Below are 20244 nucleotides of genomic sequence, written 5' to 3' on the forward strand. Positions count from 1 at the left end.
CTGACAATAAATAATGCCGCACTCGGCGGCATTGATATTGACTATTATTCCATCACTTAGCCGCTTTACGGCGCAGTTGCTGCCACTGCCAGCCCCATAGCAACGCAATCGCCAGCGCGAAGAGCACACCGAAACCAACGCCAACCGCGACGACCGGCGCGCCCAGCTTTACTACCACCGAGTACAGCCCCAGCATCAACAACATTGCGGTATTCTCACCCAGATTTTGCACTGCAATGGCATTCCCGGCGCCCACACTTTGTTTGCCGCGCTCTTGTAACAAGGCATTGAGCGGTACGACAAAGAAACCGCCTAAGATCCCGATAATAATCAACAGTAAATAGGCCATTGGCATACTGTGTTGCAGTGAGAATACCGCCACCACCACACCAATTAATACCCCCGCCGGTAAACAGCGTTTTACTGTTTTAAGTGTCACGAAACGTGCCGCAGCACCCGCGCCAATCACAATCCCAATCGCCACCATGGCATTTAACAGCGTCGGGGTGGCGTTATCGGCAATCCCCAATGCTACCGGCACCCATAGCACCAGCAGGAAGCGCAACGTGACCCCTGCGCCCCAGAACAGGCTGGTCCCCGCCAGTGAGAAGCGAGTTTCGCCATCCCGCCACAGAATGCGGCATGCGGCAAAAAAACTGCCGGTCATGGCCCGTGGCCGCCATGAGCTGCCGGTTCGGGCAGCAGCCAGATGTGGGATAAATAGATTAGCCACCACCGCAATGGCATACACCAGCGCACAGACACTCAATGCCGCGATCAGATGCCAATCAGCCAGCACCCCACCGGCGACTGAACCGAGTAAAATAGCCGCAATAGTTGATGCCTCCATCATACCGTTGGCTTTAACCAACTGCTCGCCGGAAGTGATTTCTCCCAAGATGCCATATTTAGCTGGTGAATAAGCCGCGGCCCCGACTCCAACCAGGCTGTAACCAAGAAATGGATTCAGACCAAAACAGATAACTAATGCACCAGCCAACTTCAGGCCATTCGCGACCATCATCACACGCCCTTTGGCAAAGCTATCAGCCACTTGCCCGACAAACGGAGCCAGGATGATATAAGTGGCCACAAAGGCCATTTGCAAGATAGGCTGGCTCCAGTCGGGATATAACTGCTGCTTAATTAATGCCAAGGTGGCAAAAAGCAGTGCATTATCACCAAAAGCTGAGAAAAACTGAGCGCCAAGTACAGCGATCATTCCTCTGGAGAGCAAAGGCTTATCTGACAATGCTTGCTGACTCATTCGCTCATCTCCGCATCTTGTGCCATTTTAGTTAACGTAACAAAGTCAGGTTTACCACTCCCCAGTAGGGGTAATGCTTTCACCACTCTGATATCACGTGGAACTGCCAGTTCTGGCACCCCACCCTCACGTGCGGCTTTAATCAGCCGTTCGCGGGTAATTTCACTGTCAGTGGTAAACAGCACCAGTGCTTCTCCTTTGGCGCTGTCGGTTTTAGCCGCTGCGGCATGTTGCCCCTCGGGCGAGATACTTAATGCCAGTTGTTCGACACTCTCCAGTGATACCATTTCACCAGCTAATTTGGCAAAACGCTTCACCCGCCCGCGAATGGCGCAGAACCCCCGCTCATCGAGGGTGACAATATCACCGGTATCGTACCAACCCTCCTCACGCTCACCCTGAGCATTCTCCGCCGCCGGTTGTTCCAACACCCCCGGATGCTCTACGCGCAGATAACCGCGCATAATATTGGGGCCGCGCAATTGCAAACGCCCACCTTGCTCGATTCCCGGCACAGTTATCAAGCGCGCCTCCATACCAGGAAGAATGCGCCCAACGGTATTCACTTTCGCTGCCATCGGCACGTTAATCGCCACTACCGGCGCACATTCGGTGACGCCATACCCTTCCAGAATACGAATACCGAATTTGTCCTGCCAAATCTGTTTGGTGCTATCAGCCAGTTTTTCAGCCCCAGCCACCACATAACGCAACCGAGCAAAATCATAAGGATGAGCAAAGCGAGCATAGTTGCCCAAGAAAGTTGACGTGCCAAACAGCACGGTGCAGTTACGGTCATACACCAATTCTGGCACCACCCGATAATGCAGCGGGCTGGGATAAAGGAATACTCGGCTACCGGTCATCAGCGGAGTGAATAACCCCACCGTCAGGCCGAAAGCATGGAACAGCGGCAGCGAAGACATAAAGCGATCACGCGGGGTGAAATCAGCAATGGTGCGGATCTGCTCAACGTTAGCCAATATACTTGCATGAGAATGTACTACGCCTTTTGGGTTCCCCTCCGAGCCGGAAGTGAACAAAATCAGTGCGCTATCATCCGCCTGTTGTGGCAACATCGCCCGGCGCGGACAACATAAATGGAATAAAATCCACAATTTGTCGGTCAGCGTAACCGTGTCTTTTAAATCTTCCAGATAGACCCAATTTGCCTCAGTAACCTGTTCGGGCAAATGTGTCAGTTTGCCTTTTTCCAAAAACTGGCGCGAGGTGACGATGGTTTTCAACGACGCCGCAGTAATTGCACTCTTCAACCCTTTGGCACCCGAAGTGTAATTAAGCATTGCCGGAATACGGCCACGCAGAGAAGCACCAAAGATCGCCGCCGCAGTAATCGTCGCATTCGGTAATAACATCCCAACATGCTCGCCCTGCGCGGTGAAGCGTTGCAGGATACGGCTGACACCGAGGATTTTTTTCAGTAGCGTTTGATAACTGTCTTCTTTAAATGAAACATCCTCAATACAGGGTTTAAAACGCCCATAACGAGTTTGTGCCGATAACAACGCTTCAAACAGCGTTTCCCGTGGCACGATAGCCATACGCGCGGCCATCATAATGGCGTGTAAGTGTTCACCCGCCAACACCCGACGGTCACGGGCACGCGGCGCTTGCGGCATGGGTAACGTGGTCGCAGGCAAAACATGAATGCTGATTTTTGGGAACCAGCGGAGTTTGAGCACATCACCCAAACGCCCAAAATGAGTAAATTCTGGCCCTTCCAAACGGATTGGGACGACCGTAGCGCCTGATTTGGCGGCAATAAATGCAGCACCATCATAGATTTTCATCAATGAGCCGGTCACGGTAATACGCCCTTCAGGGAACACCACGACTGGCCTGCCTTGTTCCACCATCCTGACCAAATGTTTGATAGCCATTGGCTTGGTAGGATCAAGTGCGACAAAATCGATATAAGGTTTTAGCCAGCGCATATACCAGCTCTCAGAAACACTGGTATAGACCGCAAAAACCGGCTTGATCGGCAGAAATAATGCGAGCAAAGCCCCATCAAGGAAAGAGACATGATTCGGCGTAATTATCAGTTTTTGATGGGTAAACTGATCCGTCACACCATCAATGGTGACACGAAATAATCGACGAAAAAGAGCACGCAATAAGCGATAACCCATGTTTATTTCCCTATAAGACAATGAATATGAAAAAGAGAGAATACTATAATAGTGGCTAAAATATTGCTAAGAGGGGGCTGATAATCGCAACAGCAGGAAGAAATAAAAAAAAACCTACGCATCTGCGTAGGTTGGTGCAAATAAAAAACTGGCTTTTAACACACAGCGTATGTTGATTACTCACCAATTAATACCTCTGGGATGAACACTGTATCCGTTTCAGTGAAGCCACAGCCAGCAAGCAATCGCAACATTTACGTGCAAAGTGTAACCAGTAGTGAACATTGTCAGAAAGACGAAATAGGTTTGTAATTCATTGAGGTGCATTGCCAAAATAATGGGTGCTGCCGCTATCCCACCGGCAACACCCTAAGCCTGGCTAAGATAAAATTAGTACCGCGCCACCTCAACCAGACAACTCATTGCATTCGGGCCTTGAGTTAAACGCGAGGTACCAATGTCTAGCGTCAGAACGTTGGGGTTACCTGATTGTTCAACTTTATGCTGCTTGCCGCCGAAACCGGGATCAAACCAGGCCCCTGTTGCCATTAACACTACCCCTTGAGTAACACCATCAGTAATACGCACTCCCGCCAGACAATGACCCCGTAAGTTGCTGACCTGAACCTGACTGCCCTCAGTAATGTCACGTTTGGCTGCATCTTGTGGGTGCATATACAGCGTTTCACGGCCGGCAGTTTTATTCCCTTGCGCCAATGGTGCAGGATCAAGTTGGCTATGCAGACGATCCTCGGGTTGAATAGAGATCAGATGCAGCGGCCACTGCTCAGCTTGTGGTGCCCCTAACCACTCAACCGGTGGTTGCCACTCGGCATGAGGCGCAAAATCCTCATAGTGATAGCTGGCGATTTTCTCACTGAACAGCTCAATTTTGCCACTTGGCGTTTGCAGCGGATTAGTCTGTGGGTTTTCGCGAAAAGCATCAAAGAACACGAACTCCTTTGGCGGAGCAGGTAAATCAACATGGCCCCGTTGCCAGAAAGATTCAAAATCAGGCCATTCCACCCCGTGTGGCTGTTGTGCCACTCCGCACTCCTGGTAGATATGCCGAATCCAGGCCATTTCATCTCTATTTTCGGTAAATTCACTGCGATAACCCAGTCGTTCGGCCAGATCAGCGAAAATATCAAAATCGTTACGGGCCTGATGTTGTGGCGCAATCGCCTGATGCATCGCCAATACATAGCGATCCCGTGACGAGCCACCAATATCATTACGTTCCAGCGAACTGGTCACTGGCAGCACGATATCGGCCATTTTAGCCGCAGGTGTCCACCAGATATCCTGCACAATCACGGTGTCCGGCTTTTGCCACCCCTCCACCAGCCGATTCAATTGCTGATGATGGTGGAATGGATTGCCGCCAGCCCAATGCACTAAATGAATATCGGGGTAGGTATGGGTTTCCCCTTGGAACTGATACGGCTGCCCCGGTTGCAGCAACATGTCACAAATGCGGGCCACTGGAATAGCCAATCCAGAGGGGTTCTTACCCACTGGCATGCTTGGCCCCGGCGTGTCTATCCGCGGGTTACCCACACCGTTCATCGATCCATGACCAAATGAGAAGCCACCGCCGGGCAGCCCCACTTGCCCCAGCATGGCTGATAAGGCAATCACCATCCAGTAAGGTTGCTCACCACGGTGCGCGCGCTGTACTGAATAGGAACAGGTCATAAAGCTGCGAACACCGATAAGTTGCTGGGCTAACAGGGTAATTCTTGGTGCGGGAATACCGGTAATCTCGCTGGCCCACTCAGGGGTTTTAGCAATACCGTCATTCACCCCACGAATGTAATCAGCTAATTGCTCATAGCCCACGCAATGAGTAGCCAGAAAAGCCTCATCCTGCCCGTCAACACGTTGGATTTCATAAGCCAGCGCCAGCATCAGTGCTACATCTGTATTGGGACGAATCGGTATCCATTCGGCATTCACAAATGCCGGGCAATCATCCCGCATCGGGCTGATGTTAATCACTGGCGTGCCTTTTTGTGCCAGTTTTTCCAACCAGGGTTTTAATGAATGTTCCGCCGAGCCACCGGAAGAGACCTGAGCGTTTTTCAGTGCCAACCCGCCGAACGCAATAAACAGTTCACAATGCTCAACCACACTCGGCCATGATGTCACCCTGCCGGTCAACGGGCTAAAAGTACCAATCACATAAGGCAGAAAAAACTGTGCCGAGCCCCAACTGTAGTTGCCCAGTTGATCAACCCCGCCGCCGCCGCTGAAATAGAAACGCCGGACTAATGAACGCGCGTGATGTAAACGCCCGGCAGAAGACCAACCATAGGAGCCGGTAAATATCCCTGACGGGCCATAACGGTCCCTGACCCGGCGATTCTCTTGCGCCACTAAATCCAGCGCGACATCCCACTCCACCTCAACAAAGTCTTCCCGACCACGCAAAGTTCGATCACTTTTCTCTCGCTGCTGTAACCACGATCGGCGTATCGCCGGTTTGCGAATACGTTTATCGGAATAAACCATGGGTGTAATGGATTCCAACAACCGAGAAGGGTTGGGATCATTGGCAAATGGCTCGCAACGGATCAGTTTGCCATCTTCAACAACAGCGGTAAAAGCGCCCCAGTGGGCAAGCTGGGGGTAACGGATGATGGACATGGCTATCTCAGGCAATTAAATAGATCATAAAAATAACATTCAGCGGGCAGTAAGACCAAAGCACAATTTAGACTAAACATAATCGTTTTGTACTAACCGTTTCATTTGATGCGCTGGGTTAACCAAGGCAGGTCAAATCGAAACCTGTGGCTTGCGAAAACCACAGGTAATCGTGCTAATTGCTGTTTCTGTGATTTTTTCTCACCAAGTTGCGATCTTCCCCCCTTGCGGGCAACACCGTTTTCCGCAAAACTGAGGGATGTAAGCGATTACCCTGAAAATCTCTGGAAGAAAAATGGCCACTATTAAGGATGTTGCCAAGCTGGCGGGTGTTTCCGTCGCGACGGTATCTCGTGTTATCAATAATTCTCCCAAGGCCAGTGAGACATCACGTATGGCGGTCTGTAACGCCATGGAACAACTGCAATATCACCCAAACGCCAATGCGCGGGCACTGGCCCAGCAATCAACTGAAACGGTAGGCATGATTGTTTCTGATGTGTCAGATCCATTCTTTGGATCGATGGTCAAAGCTGTCGAACAAGTAGCCTATGCCACCGGAAATTTCTTGCTGATTGGTAACGGTTACCATGACGAAGAGAAAGAGCGTCAGGCCATCGAACAACTGATTCGCCATCGTTGTGCCGCCCTGGTGGTTCATGCCAAAAAACTGTCCGATGAAGAATTGACATCATTAATGGAACAGATCCCCGGTATGGTGTTGATTAACCGCACATTACCGGGTTTCGAAACCCGCTGTGTCGCATTAGATGACCGTTATGGTGCCTGGTTGGCAACCCGCCATCTGATTCAGCAAGGGCATAAACGCATCGCTATTATTTGCTCTAATCACCAAATTTCCGATGCCATTGATCGCCTACAAGGCTATTTGGACGCACTAAAAGAGTTTGAGATTCCGGTTGATGACCGCTTAATATCCTACGGTACGCCAGATGAGATTGGCGGCGAACAGGCCATGACCGACCTGCTCGGCCGTGGTAGACACTTCACGGCAGTTACCTGTTATAACGACTCCATGGCTGCTGGCGCATTGTCTGTTCTCAGCGACAACAGCATCGAAGTGCCGCAAGAGATCTCACTGATTGGTTTTGATGATGTATTAATTTCTCGTTATCTGCGCCCCCGGCTGACCACCATCCGCTACCCGGTCGTTGCGATGGCGACACAGGCCGCAGAATTGGCGCTGGCGCTGGCCAACCATACCCCGTTGCCAGAAATCACCAATATGTTCAGCCCAACGCTGGTCCGCCGCCATTCTGTCGCCAGCCCGCAAACGCCCGCAGATGACTGAGAACTGTCGATAACAAAGAGCTGCAACCCGCCTGCGCTATGCTAAACTGCCGCGATATCCGGCAGTTATGCCACAAAAATCGCCCACTACGCCGCACCCAACGAGAGTGCCACGCACGGCAGTTATCGTGTTATGACACGGGCCGACTGGGGCAATAGCTACCCAGCCAAGAGGTTTACGATTGATGATTACCATGTTGGATGTCTCTTTGCGCGCCGGTGTTTCCAAGGCCACTGTCTCCCGGGTATTAAACGGCACCGGGCAGGTGAAGGAAAGCACCCGTGAGGCGGTGTTTAAGGCGATGGACGAACTGGGTTACCGCCCTAATTTTCTAGCACAATCACTGGCCAACAGAAGCTCCAACAGCATCGGGTTAGTGGTTTCGAACTTTGAAGGCCCCTACTTTGGCCGTTTACTCCAGCAGGCTGCGAAACTGATTGAAGCCAGTGGTAAGCATTTGATCGTGACAGATGGCCACGATACGCCACAAGGCGAACAGCAGGCAGTTCAGTTACTGGCTGACCGTTGCTGTGATGCCATTATTCTTTACACTCGCTCAATGTCTGAAGTTGATTTAATGCAATTGCTTGCCAACGTTGCCGCCCCCTTGATGGTTATTAATCGTGATTTACCCCAAGCCCGTGAGCGCTGTGTGTTCTTCGAACAGCAACAAGCTGCATTTAATGCGGTTAATTATCTGATACAGCAAGGGCATCGTGATATTGCCTATATTACCGGGCCAATCACCACCTCCACGGCCCAATCCCGCCTTGCCGGTTATCAGCAAGCGCTGGAGGCGCACGGAATCGCGCTGAATGAAGATCTGATTATCCATGGAGATAGTGGCGTACCTGACGGTTATCAAGGATGTCAGGCGCTATTGGCACGCGATATTAGCTTCAGCGCGCTGTTTATCTACAATGATGATATGACTATCGGGGCGATGAAAGCCCTTAATCAGGCGGGGAAAAAGCTACCACAAGATGTTTCGTTATTTGGTTTTGATGACGAACCTACCGCACCTTACCTGCAACCGGCACTCTCAACTGTGTATCTGCCGATTGATGCGATGATTGAAGCCGCCATTACTCAGGCGTTGAAGCTGATTGCGGGCAAACCGGTGCTACCGCTGCCCCCTTTCATCGGTGAGTTAAAATTACGTGATTCGGTGGTACCAGGGCCCTATTACCGCTGAGGACGTTTGTATCAAATGCAAATAGGATCAAATGCAGGTAACCGATAGCCTTGAGTTATGTCTCTGGCTATCGGCTGAGGACTTTTTTGTATAAGCTAATTCAACCTATCCTTTTGATAACAAAGTCGTTAAATCTGCTCTAATGCAATAAGTTCTTCAATGGTTTGCCGACGGCGAATTAAGCGTGGCTGCCCCTGTTCGAACAGCACTTCCGGCAATAATGGGCGGCTGTTGTAGTTCGAAGACATCGACGCACCATAAGCCCCGGTATCGTGGAATACCAAATAATCACCAATTTTAGCGGCTGGCAATGCGCGGGTTTCCAATCCACCACCCGCTTCCTGGGTGAATACATCACCTGACTCGCACAGCGGGCCGCCAACTACCGTATCACTCAACGGTGCCGATGTGAGGTCGCGCTCATCAGCAGGCAGCAACGAAATATGGTGATAACTGCCATACATTGCTGGCCGCATCAAATCGTTAAATCCGGCATCCACCAACACATAGTGGCGACGGCCCATATTTTTAACAGCCCGCACCTGCGCCACCAAAACACCTGACTCTGCCACCAGAAAGCGGCCTGGCTCAATTTCCAGACTAACCGGATGACCGAGATGGGCAGCAATTTGCTCTCTGGCTTTATTCCATAAGCCATAATAATGTTCGGTATCAATCTCATCATCACCAAATTGATAAGGGATCGATAACCCACCACCGGCAGAGATAGCGCTGATATCCTGCCCCAGTGCAATCACCTGCTGAACCATGGCATCACAAACTTGCTCCAGATGTTGATAATCAACACCAGAACCAATATGCATATGAACACCCACCAGCGTTAAACCATATTTTTTAATTTTCTCAATAGCTTGTGGTAAATCTTGATGCCAGATACCGTGTTTGCTGTTCTCACCGCCAGTATTGGTTTTTTGGCTATGACCATGGCCAAAACCCGGATTTATCCGCAACCAAACGGGGTGCCCTGGGGCATGTTGCCCCAGTTGATCTAGCATGTCGATTGAACCGGCATTGACCGGAATGTTTAATTCAGTCACCCGTAATAACGTGGCCTGATCCAGCAGATCTGCGGTAAATACGATCTCGGCCGGTTCCTGCCCCGGCTGGAAGCCAGCATGTATCGCACGTTCTATCTCACCCAACGAGACTGAATCGACTTTGACACCCTGCTCACGCATCAAACCGAGAATATGAATATTCGAACAGGCTTTCTGGGCAAAACGAATAACATCAAAGTTTCGTAATTGGTTGATTCGTTTAACAATAATCTCACCATCATACGCCCACACCGGGCAGCCAAATTGCTCAGGCAGAGCCAGCAGATTGTGGGCAGTCAGTGCCGAAGTGGTGTCATAAAGTGTGCGCGGCATAGGTTTTTCCTAATAATTGTTCATCAATATGTTGGGCGAAAAAAATGATTTCGCTGATACCTCATTATTAGCAACTGAATACCTGTTAGGAAAATATCTATTTACCGTGAGTCTATTCATTTATGATATGGCTTTCAGTAAACCGTCGCCACTTCAGGAGTGTTGTGATGCCCACCATTTCCCTACGACAAATCGAGATTTTTCATGGTGTCATGACCACCGGTAACCTGACTGAAGCCGCCTTATTACTCCAGACATCCCAACCCACCGTTAGCCGTGAACTGGCCCGCTTTGAGCAATTAGTCCAATTAACACTCTTCGAGCGTGTACGTGGCCGCCTCTATCCCACAGTACAAGGCTTGCGGCTATTTGAAGAGGTACAACGCTCTTATTACGGTCTTGATCGCATCCGACAAGCTGCTGAGGGTATTCGTCAATTCCAACAGGCGCAGCTTTCTATTGCCTGCCTACCGGTCTTTTCTCAATCGCTGCTACCCGCCGTGTGCAAACCCTTTATTGATCGCTACCCGGAAGTCAGTCTGAGCATCATCCCGCAGGAATCGCCCCTACTGGAAGAGTGGCTTTCAGCCCAGCGTCATGACCTTGGTCTGACAGAAAACACCCAGACTCCTGCCGGTACGTTGCGCCATCCTCTGATGACCGTGAATGAGATTTGCGTATTGCCCAGTGACCATCCGTTGCGGGATAAATCACTACTGACACCACAAGACTTCCAGGGTGAAAACTTTATCAGCTTGTCCGTTACCGACAGTTATCGCCAATTATTGGATAAACTATTTATTGAACAAAGCGTTAGCCGAAGGTTAGTGCTGGAAACCCACAGTGCTGCATCGGTCTGCGCCATGGTACGGGAAGGGGTGGGGGTATCGATTGTCAATCCACTCACGGCATTAGACTATATTAGCAAAGGGGGCGCTGAAGGTGTGTGCGTGCGGCCATTCAGCGTCGAAATCCCTTTTACTATCAGTTTGATACAACCGAAACATCGCCCATCATCTACTTTGGTAGATACGTTTATCGAGCATTTAAAGCAGCAGGCCATCACTTTCCAGCAGCGCCTAACCCAAGTGATTACCCAACAATATTAAGTTTTCGCAACGGGCCTAAACAGCTTTCACCTTACCGGCCCGCGCCCGGGAGAAGGTAAACAGACACAGTAGCAGCCCCATCACCGCCAGTGCTGCGGCGGCAAAGGGCACTGCGGTTAAACCTAACCCACGAGCAATCACCACACCACCAACCCATGCCCCTAAAGCATTGCCGACATTAAAGGCGGCAATATTCAGGGTCGACACCAGATTAGGTGCTTTTTTACCATAGGTAACCACATTGATTTGTAGTGCAGGTACTGCTGAGAAAGCTGCCGCTGACCATAGAAACAGCGTCACTTCTGCTGCCAATAATGAATAGCTGGTCCAACTGAACAAGGCAGAAAACAGCGCGATTAACAGGAAAGTCATCGTCAGACTGACGGAAAGGTGCCAATCGGCCAGCCGCCCCCCGACAATATTGCCCAATGTCAGACCAACCCCCATCAGCAACAATGTCCAACTGACACCATGTTCCGAAACCTGCGTCACTTCTGTCAGAATGGGGGCGATGTAAGTAAAGAGAGCAAACATAGCGGCGGCAAAAAAGACCGTCATCAATAAAGATAGCCAGATTCCCCCTCCACGCAATGCGGCTATCTCTTTACGCAGTTCGGTCGGGGCCTCCTCCTGAGAAGAAGGTAATTTGCTGTAAAGGGCGGCCAGTGAGAATAAACCGATGACTGAAACCACCCAGAATGTTGAGCGCCAACCGAAGGCCTGCCCCAGCGCGGTCCCTAGGGGCACGCCCAACACATTGGCCAGCGTCAGGCCAGTAAACATCAGTGCCACCGCCGAAGCTCGTCGATTCGGCGCCACCAGATTGGCGGCAACCACGGCACCAATCCCAAAGAAAGCACCATGACACAGCGCCGTTATCACTCTGGCCAGCATCAGGAAATCATAGTTGTATGCCAGAGCACACATCAGGTTACCGATAATAAAGATCACCATTAATAGTAATAATGTCTTTTTACGTGGCAACTTTGCGGTCAGAACTGCCATGATAGGTGCGCCAATTGCCACTCCCAGCGCATAACCACTGATTAACCAACCGGCAGTTGGAATCGAGATATGTAAGTCACCCGCCACCTGAGGTAGCAGCCCCATAATGACAAATTCGGTGGTACCAATAGCAAAAGCACTCAGTGCCAATGCCAGCAGCGCAACAGGCATAATACCAGCTCCCAGTCAGACAATATCAGCTCGCAGTAGATAGCGGGCAAAACAAATTGTTGCCGATAATGGTTAATTAACCGGCACCATGTAGTGAGTCACAGAAGAGGCGAAACCGTGAGCATCGCCAAAAACGCAGTAATAACCTTATAAATTATAATTGTTTATTTTCTTAACTAACTAAATAGAAATAGCATGAGTTGAGGAATACTGACTAGTAGTGAACAAGGTTATAAATAGCGGAGTAACTAAAAAGGCAGCATTTGCTACGTATAATGCTATGAAATAAAAGTAATTTATAGGCATCACCGATCACAAAAATATGTTTGAGAATGTAACTCACCGCTATAGCGTCAAGAAAGCAGAGTTAAGCCAATGGGGATTGGTTGCAAACCACTCCACGAGAAAATCTAACATTGTCCTTAATGTTGCTGGCATGTGCCGCCGTGAAGTATAGATACCGTAAATACCCATTGCTTGCGGCTGATAACCCGGTAATAAGCTGACCAAATCGCCTCGGGCGATATAGGGGGCGGCAGAATAACTGGGTTGCAGAGTAATCCCGGCCCCGTCCAACGCACCACTTAGCAAAACTACTGACTCATTGGCACTCAAATTGCCACTGACTGCAACGGCTGATTTTTCGCCCTGTAAATCAAAATGCCACAAACTTTTGCCAAAATATGAGTATGTCAGGCAGTTATGTACTGCCAAATCATAGGGTATTTTGGGTATTCCGTTGGCTGACAGGTAGGCCGGAGAGGCACAGACAACGGAATGGCACATGGAAAGTGGCCGTGCAATTAAATTCGGGTCTAACTCATTGGTTATACGCAATGCTAAATCAATGCGTTCTTCTACCAGATTGACTGCCCGGTTATTGATTTGTAAATCAACCGCGACCTGGGGATAACGGCGTAAATAGTCAGTGACAGCAATCACCAAAGCACTCTGCCCAAGAGACTGAGAACAACTGATTCGCAATAAACCGCGCAATTCATCACTGCCTTGCCCTGCAATCACATCCATCTCTTGGGCAAACTCAAGCATACGTCGGCAACGTTCAAGGGTGGTTTCGCCAGCATGGGTCAGGCTCAGTTTTCGTGTTGTCCGATGTAACAGCCGCGCCCCCGCCCACTGCTCCATCTCAGCCAGATAGCGTGTCACCATCGCCCGTGACATCTCTAATGCTTCGGCGGCAGCAATCATACTGCCACGCTCGACAATCGCGACAAAAACCTCAGCAGCAGTGATCCTATCCATTATTAGCTCGATTTAAGCAACAAACAGTTGCTCATTATCAGGTTTTTCTATCGAACGATGCAATCTATTATCTAACCCATACCCCAGTCATCCTCAGGAAAACCGATATGTTTAACAAAACGCTATTACAAATGACCTTTGCCGGCCTGGCAACCTTCGCAGCCGTAGCAAACGCAAGTGCTGTCGAACAACTCAAAATGGAAGTCTATAATCCAGACGAAAAGAGCATCTTCCCAGTCTCTTCTGAGATTATCAGCGGCAAAACCGAAGTGGTTCTGATTGATGCGCAATTTCAGCGCAATGACGCCGAAGCACTGGTGAAGAAAATCCAGCAAAGTGGCAAAAAACTGACCACCATTTATATCAGCCAAGCCGATCCTGATTTCTATTTCGGTCTGGATGTCATCACAAAAGCATTCCCACAAGCCAAGGTACTAGCCACACCCCAGACCATTGAAGAAATAGAAGCGACCAAAGACGGCAAAATGGCCTATTGGGGATCGATTCTAAAAGAAAATGCGCCTACCCGGATAATTGTTCCGCAAGCACTACAGGGCAAGAGTTTCACTATCGATGGGCAAAACATTGATGTTGAAGGGCTAGACGGCCCATCACCTGAAAAGACATTTGTCTGGATCCCATCCTTGAAAGCTGTTGTTGGCGGTGTCGCTGTCTCCGGTAATATCCATTTATGGGTCGCGGATACTCAAACCGCAGAATCACGCCAGCACTGGCTAACAACATTGGAAAAGATTAAAGCACTCAAACCAGTGACCGTGGTTCCTGGGCATTATCTCGATAACGCGCCACAAACATTGGCATCAGTGACCTTTACTCAGAACTATTTAACCACACTGAATACAGAGATTCCTAAGGCGAAGGATTCCGCAGCACTGATTGCGGCGATGAAAAAACACTATCCAGAGTTGAAAGATGAATCTAGCTTGGAGTTAAGTGCTAAGGTACTGAAAAACGAGATGAAATGGCCGCAATAAGCGGCGCTTAAAATGAATCAGTACGGCATTACCCTGTCATCAACCAAAGTGCCAGAAGGCGGTAACTTGAATGGTGACGGGGACTAAGAGGAGAACATAATGACCCCGCTAACTTTACATTACATTTTCGACCCTTTATGCGGTTGGTGCTATGGCGCAGCGCCATTGGTGCAAGCCGCACAAAGCATTCCTGATCTGACACAGGTACTGCACGGTGGTGGGATGATGTCTGGACCGAATCGTCGCCAGATAGATAGCCAATGGCGTGGTTATGTGATGCCTCATGACAAACGTATTGCCGAACTCACCGGACAAACGTTTGGTAAGGCTTATTTTAATCACTTGCTGAATGATACTTCAGCGATTATGGATTCCACGCCACCTATTGCCGCCATTTTAGCGGCTGAACAATTGGCCGGACAAGGCGCGGATATGCTCCATCACATCCAGCAAGCTCATTACGTAGAGGGCCGCCGTATCGCCGACACCTCAGTATTAATTGAACTTGCCACTGATATTGGGTTAAGCCGGACAGCATTTATCAACGCATTCAGTTCCGCCCAGACAGCATCGACTCAGCATATTGCTGATAGTCGCGCCTTACTGGCGAGGGTGCATGGACACGGCTTCCCAACCTTTGTGCTACAAGATAGGCAGGGAAAACTGTCCGCCCTACCCGCAAATGAATATTACGGTGATCCAATTGGATGGACCAAGATGCTGAAAAGCATGCTGGTGCACTAAAAGTTGGCAGGGGCCGCTTCATAACAACCTTGAGCCGACCGCCCAGTAGTCGGTAAACAAAAACGAGCAACAGATTGATTGAGCTGGAATGCTTGTTTTTGTAATACCTCCGATGCACCGGTGGATTGCTGGGCTAACTCAGCATTCAATTTTGTCACTTCATTAATCATCCCCACTTGTGTGGTTATCCCCTCAATACCTTGACTCTGATCGTGTGATGCAGCAGATATTTCCGCCATCAAATCAGTCACCTTTTTAACTGCATCAATAATAGCCCGTAAGTTATCACCTGACCGCGCTACCAAACCGCTCCCTGTGGAGATAGAGCTGGATGAATTATGAATAAGCCGCTTAATATTCAGCGCGGAATTGCCACTTTGATGTGCCAACAAGCCAACCTCTCGTGCTACAACGGAGAAACCGCGCCCATGCTCACCGGCGTGCGCTGCTTCAATGGCAGCATTTAATGCTAAAATATTGGTCTGAAAAGCCACCGATTCGATGAGCGTAATAATTGCCGTTATTTCCTGCGAACCGGCAGAAATATCAGCCATTGATACCACGACGCTAGACATCATTTCCCCGCCTTCACGGGCGATAACGCCGGTTTCATTAGCCAGAAGATTGGCTTGATCGGCACTCATCGTGTTCTGTTTTACCCGGGTAGTGAGCTGATACATGCTTTGTGTTGTTGCGGCCAGTGATTGTGCTTGCGACTGTGTTTGCTCAGCAAGACGATGGCTATCTGCGGCGATTTGATTAACACCTGTCAGGATGATTTCTGCACCTGCGCGAACCTGACTCACCAAGACAATTAAGCCTTGTTGCATTTGGCATATGCTATCAGCCAATTGACGAGCCTCGCGGCTGGTAAACGATGAATATGTAATCTGGCGTGATAAATCACCGGCGGCAATAATGTTAATATGGGAAATAAGGTCATTAAGTGGCCGGATAATTAAGCGTGTAACACCGAGCCAAACCGAAAAGGCAAGGCACAGCAATACCGCCAATGCTGTAATAACCCCCTGCTTTGCTGACGATAAGGACGATAATAGCTGGCTATCCATTACAGCCCGATTACTCTCACTTTGCTGCAAATAGTGGTAATACTTTTCGGTAAAATCACTTTGAAAGCCTTGTATCGGGACTTCAAAAAACCGATCAATATTACTGTTCTTTGACAACCCCTGCCCAAGCTCAGTCAAACCTTGATATAACTGCTGATAACTTTCCTTTAATGCAATGAATTCTGGTCGTTTATCGTGAACAGAAAGAAGTAATAACTCACGATAATTTTGCTGTGACTGCTGCATAGATTGCAGTGCTTCATTCAAAAGACTATGCCAGCTCCCCTCAGAACCGGTCTCTTTGTCCTCCATATAATAGATACCGGCCCGATTGAATTTGTCGCTAGCAATTAATAGCTCCATTCTGGCGCGATCCATCAACACTTCTTGCTGATGGCTATAGTGCGTTTTTTCAACATTAACGGTGGTACTATCCAATATATGAGATAAATACCCGATGGAAAATAACTGCAATAAGGAGAAAAGGCTAATAACGAGTATTAGACCAAACAATATACCGATTTTTCCATCGGAGATTGGGCCTAATCCTTTAACATGCGAGAGAAGCCTTATAACAAACAACCTGATGTGATATAACATTATTTTTACACCGACGATAATTAATATACCAACATTACTCGCCAAACATTACAAGTATATTTCAGGAGATTACATCATGTATCACTGCGTGTTAATAAGCGAAAATTATGAATAGGATGCCCCTGGGATTGTTCAATCAAAATAGTATTTTCATCTAATTTATAGAAAACAGGGTAACTTATTGCATAGGGTGTATTAAGGAAATCATATAAACAATTATCGTCATTATTATATATTGATAGAGATAACACATCACCGATAAAAACTCCTTTACTCGCATCAACCACACGAAAGACAATATTACGCCGTGCTTTCAAATCATGATTTTCACCATACACATCGGCAGATGAGTTTATCTCTCTTCCCATAATATTAACTCTGGAGTAAACATGATAAGTGTTAGGTGAATGATTAAAACAATAGTTAACCTCCCAATAGCCTTCAATCTCTTTCATTGGGTGAATATAAGAATATATACGCCCAGCGCCATACCCTAGCCCTATTGATATAAAAACACTAAAGATCAAAATAAATATTATTTTCGCTCGCATATCAGCTCCCCAGTTTGATATTTACAAGCAATATACTCCCCCTGTTTTGTTTTCTTTAAGTAAACGTAGGGTGCCTTGCGGTATGTGGATAAGAAAACTTCATCTAGCGTGTTATCCAAACCTATCAATATAGGCATGATTGTAGGATGTAATATCTTAATTGTATGGGAATTTAATGTCACATATAACGAAGTAAAAAAACAACTTATAAACACTGCCAGTAAAACAACTTTATAACGAAAACCAACGCCGGATAAAATATATTTATTATTTTTAACAACATCAAGATAATCTACTCCTCCCCCACCACCTCTTTCTTTTTCTTTTTCTTTTTCTTTTTCTTTTTCTTTTTCTTTTTCTTTTTCTTTTTCTTTTTCTTTACTTGAAATAAAAATCGGTTTAATACCAATGCAATATCCTTTTTTGGGGATAGTCGTCACTAATTCATGTGCTTTATCATCTAATGCATTACGCAAGTTACTAATTGTTTGTGTTAGTGTGTTATCTGTTACATAGCTACCTCCCCATATCTCCTTCTCAATATCATCGCGGGTGAGAGAGTCTGGATAATTATGGCATAATAAAAATAACACTTCAGACTCTTTATTCCTCATTTTTATGAAAGAACCCCCTTTATTGATTATTCTCTTTTGTGGAGTAAAGAGAATATCTCCAATCATTATTTCATCCATTTCCTTCCCCACATGGTAGTCATCACTAAATAAAATAGCAGAAATAGTGTTACCTGACAGTCTCCTTCAAACATTAATAAAGTTAAATTCATTAGTTTTAAGCGAAAAATGATAGAGAACATAAGAATCAATAGCAAAGGTGAAAGTCTATCAATAAATATTGATAACCAACAAAAAATATCCACCATGAAAATTACATTTTTGAGATATTATTAGTAACAATGAAAAATCAAGAAGGTGAATGATCATAATGAAACTCAGGGTGATTTTATTTTTCACACCAATTATTTTTGGATGCCAAACACACAAAAATGAAAATTTAACTCAAAAAGTAAAAATAGAACAATTAACTGCATTAACGGCTGGGATGCGTTATCTAAAAGAAATATGTGGTATGGAAAAGTTACCAAGTGAAGAGAAAATAGTGAATAGTGCCATAACTATGATGAATTCTGATAACTCTCTCAGTTTACAACAGAGTAGTCATTCGCGGTCAGAACTAACAGAGGTAAGATATGAAAAATTAAAAAATGACGGTATGAATAACGATTACAAATGTAAAGAGTTGAGCGAAATATTAAATAAATTCATTATTAAAATAAGCTAATAACCTCCCCTAGAAATAGATGAGCCACACTAGCCAGACAAATATAAGGGCCAAAGGCGATGTGTTTTACTTTCTTCTTTGACAAGAGAGAAATCACCATAGAGATAATGATACCTAAACTAGAGGATAACAATATCAACATGGGTATTGCTGATACACCAAACCAAGCTCCCATAGCTGCCATTAATTTAAAATCACCATATCCCACGCCAATTCCCAAACGAAATGCAACAAAGTGACCCACCGGTCAGGTACGGATAAAATAGCCGTATTGACCCTGTCGGAGACCCTGTTGCATGAAGGGAAAACATTTGACTCAGCATGAGCGCTTTTACATCGAAAAACGAAAAGCTGAAGGCGTTAATCAGTCCTGCATTGCCAGAGAGCTCGGCGTCTCTCGCTCTACCCTGAGCCGGGAGCTCAGACGTAATACGGACCCCGCCTTCAACGGACTTTACTCCTCCAGACGCGCTGATGCCTTAGCCAGACAACGGCGGGGCGCCACCTCGGCACACAATGCCTGTTTCCCTCTGGGCCAGCAGACACAAGACTTTCTCCGGCAGGCGCTGGCTGTACATACCTCCCCTGAGGTTATCTGTGGGAGACTGAAAATCCAGTTTGATATCGCCGTCAGCAAAAATACCCTCTACCGCTATATCCGTTCGGACAGACAGGCTGGCGGTAAGCTTTACCTTCAGCTCCCTCACCGGGGTAAACGCTATCGCTATGATACGGGTGAGCCCGGACGCACGCCCATCCCGGACAGGGTTGGCATTGAGCACAGGCCTGCTGAGGCTGAACTCAAACAGGTTCCCGGGCATGTTGAAATCGATACGATTTTTGGCAAAGACCAGAAGTCATTCCTGCTGACGGTCGTGGACAAAGCCACAAAGCAGGTCATTATCCGTAAACTCCCCAATAAGTGCGCTGAGAGCGTCGTGGAAGCGTTCAGGGACATCGTGGCGAATACTTTCTGCGAGTTTAAAACCCTGACGGCAGATAACGGACCCGAGTTTGCGAAACATAAGGACATCACTCAGGTAACGGGCGCAAAGGTTTACTTTGCCCGGCCTTATCATTCCTGGGAGCGGGGGTTGAATGAGCATACCAACGGTCTGATACGGCGGTTTTATCCGAAAGGAACCGATTTTAATGGCGTCAGCGATGAAGATATTGCGAGACTGGAGCACATCCTCAACACTCGGGGGCGCAAATCTCTGGAATACAGCTCACCGAATGAGGTATTTTTAGAGTATCTACTCGCTGCATAACGCATGATGGTTTGTTGCGTTTCGTTCGGGAATGGGGCAAATCATCATTGGAATTAGTATACTTTGGCCTAAGTATTGAACCAGTATAGATATTATATTTGTTATTTTCGCAACAATCACGGTTAATAAAACCAGAGATATATTCCATAATATTATTTATTTCTTCTTTTCCTCCCCCTGAATTAATTAACATGTTTTT

General features: G+C 47.6%; 16 protein-coding genes and 1 pseudogene. 7 read left to right on the top strand and 10 right to left on the bottom strand.

Annotated elements, in window-relative coordinates; genetic code table 11:
- Positions 1-52: 52 nt before the first annotated feature.
- From lplT to ACWJJO_RS17795, 3 genes are all read right to left on the bottom strand, one after another.
- Positions 53-1267, bottom strand: a complete 1215-nt coding sequence (gene lplT, locus ACWJJO_RS17785) for a lysophospholipid transporter LplT (protein ID WP_442820568.1) — start codon at positions 1265-1267, stop codon at positions 53-55.
- Positions 1264-3420: a bifunctional acyl-ACP--phospholipid O-acyltransferase/long-chain-fatty-acid--ACP ligase gene (aas, locus tag ACWJJO_RS17790; RefSeq protein WP_481091311.1), complete on the bottom strand. Its 2157-nt coding sequence runs from the start codon at positions 3418-3420 to the stop codon at positions 1264-1266. The genes lplT and aas overlap by 4 nt, the downstream gene beginning before the upstream one ends.
- Positions 3421-3810: 390 nt before the next feature.
- Positions 3811-6069 (bottom strand): molybdopterin guanine dinucleotide-containing S/N-oxide reductase, encoded by a 2259-nt coding sequence (locus ACWJJO_RS17795; protein ID WP_083162850.1) that lies wholly within the window; start codon positions 6067-6069, stop codon positions 3811-3813.
- A gap of 295 nt (positions 6070-6364) precedes the next feature.
- On the opposite strand from ACWJJO_RS17795, the gene galR reads away from it, so the two are divergent.
- Positions 6365-7381: an HTH-type transcriptional regulator GalR gene (galR, locus tag ACWJJO_RS17800; protein WP_083162848.1), complete on the top strand. Its 1017-nt coding sequence runs from the start codon at positions 6365-6367 to the stop codon at positions 7379-7381.
- Between the two features lie 184 nt (positions 7382-7565).
- Positions 7566-8576, top strand: coding sequence for a LacI family DNA-binding transcriptional regulator (locus ACWJJO_RS17805; RefSeq protein WP_372569558.1), 1011 nt, complete (start codon positions 7566-7568; stop codon positions 8574-8576).
- 128 nt (positions 8577-8704) lie between these two features.
- Here ACWJJO_RS17805 and lysA read toward each other — a convergent pair whose 3' ends face one another.
- A complete protein-coding gene (lysA, locus tag ACWJJO_RS17810) occupies positions 8705-9967 on the bottom strand; it encodes a diaminopimelate decarboxylase (RefSeq protein ID WP_481091312.1) in 1263 nt (420 codons plus the stop codon).
- Positions 9968-10134: 167 nt separating this feature from the next.
- Between lysA and ACWJJO_RS17815 the strand changes: the two genes are divergently transcribed.
- Positions 10135-11076, top strand: a complete 942-nt coding sequence (locus ACWJJO_RS17815; RefSeq protein WP_083162840.1) for a LysR family transcriptional regulator — start codon at positions 10135-10137, stop codon at positions 11074-11076.
- A 15-nt stretch (positions 11077-11091) separates the two neighbouring features.
- Here the strand turns inward: ACWJJO_RS17815 and ACWJJO_RS17820 are convergent, their stop codons facing one another.
- Positions 11092-12252, bottom strand: a complete 1161-nt coding sequence (locus ACWJJO_RS17820) for an MFS transporter (protein ID WP_083162838.1) — start codon at positions 12250-12252, stop codon at positions 11092-11094.
- Positions 12253-12597: 345 nt separating this feature from the next.
- A complete protein-coding gene (locus ACWJJO_RS17825) occupies positions 12598-13515 on the bottom strand; it encodes a LysR family transcriptional regulator (protein WP_442820567.1) in 918 nt (305 codons plus the stop codon).
- Positions 13516-13622: 107 nt separating this feature from the next.
- Between ACWJJO_RS17825 and ACWJJO_RS17830 the strand changes: the two genes are divergently transcribed.
- Both ACWJJO_RS17830 and ACWJJO_RS17835 read left to right on the top strand, forming a co-directional pair.
- Positions 13623-14510 (top strand): MBL fold metallo-hydrolase, encoded by an 888-nt coding sequence (locus tag ACWJJO_RS17830; protein ID WP_481091313.1) that lies wholly within the window; start codon positions 13623-13625, stop codon positions 14508-14510.
- Between the two features lie 99 nt (positions 14511-14609).
- A complete protein-coding gene (locus ACWJJO_RS17835; RefSeq protein WP_481091314.1) occupies positions 14610-15254 on the top strand; it encodes a DsbA family protein in 645 nt (214 codons plus the stop codon).
- Here ACWJJO_RS17835 and ACWJJO_RS17840 read toward each other — a convergent pair.
- The 3 genes from ACWJJO_RS17840 to ACWJJO_RS17850 form a co-directional block, all read right to left on the bottom strand.
- Positions 15251-16924 carry a methyl-accepting chemotaxis protein gene (locus tag ACWJJO_RS17840; protein WP_083162830.1) on the bottom strand — a complete coding sequence of 558 codons (1674 nt, stop codon included), beginning with the start codon at positions 16922-16924 and terminating at the stop codon, positions 15251-15253. The two genes, ACWJJO_RS17835 and ACWJJO_RS17840, sit on opposite strands and share 4 nt — an antisense overlap.
- A gap of 74 nt (positions 16925-16998) precedes the next feature.
- On the bottom strand, positions 16999-17475 hold the full coding sequence (locus ACWJJO_RS17845) for a hypothetical protein (RefSeq protein WP_083162827.1): 477 nt from the start codon (positions 17473-17475) through the stop codon (positions 16999-17001).
- The gene (locus tag ACWJJO_RS17850; RefSeq protein WP_481091315.1) at positions 17460-18167 is read right to left on the bottom strand and encodes a winged helix-turn-helix domain-containing protein; all 708 of its coding nucleotides are present in this window, start codon (positions 18165-18167) and stop codon (positions 17460-17462) included. Before ACWJJO_RS17850 ends, ACWJJO_RS17845 begins: the two co-directional genes overlap by 16 nt.
- A 250-nt stretch (positions 18168-18417) precedes the next feature.
- On the opposite strand from ACWJJO_RS17850, the gene gspS reads away from it, so the two are divergent.
- Positions 18418-18774 carry a type II secretion system pilot lipoprotein GspS gene (gene gspS / locus ACWJJO_RS17855; RefSeq protein WP_193784788.1) on the top strand — a complete coding sequence of 119 codons (357 nt, stop codon included), beginning with the start codon at positions 18418-18420 and terminating at the stop codon, positions 18772-18774.
- On the opposite strand, the pseudogene ACWJJO_RS17860 reads toward gspS, so the two are convergent.
- Positions 18761-19009, bottom strand: a pseudogene (locus ACWJJO_RS17860) (prepilin peptidase); the annotation flags it as partial. The gene gspS and the pseudogene ACWJJO_RS17860 sit on opposite strands and share 14 nt — an antisense overlap.
- Before the next feature lie 61 nt (positions 19010-19070).
- Here ACWJJO_RS17860 and ACWJJO_RS17865 point away from each other — a divergent pair.
- A complete protein-coding gene (locus tag ACWJJO_RS17865; protein ID WP_481090511.1) occupies positions 19071-20045 on the top strand; it encodes an IS30 family transposase in 975 nt (324 codons plus the stop codon).
- The last annotated feature ends 199 nt before the right edge of the window (positions 20046-20244 follow it).

It is taken from the genome of Yersinia antarctica (genome assembly GCF_056636475.1).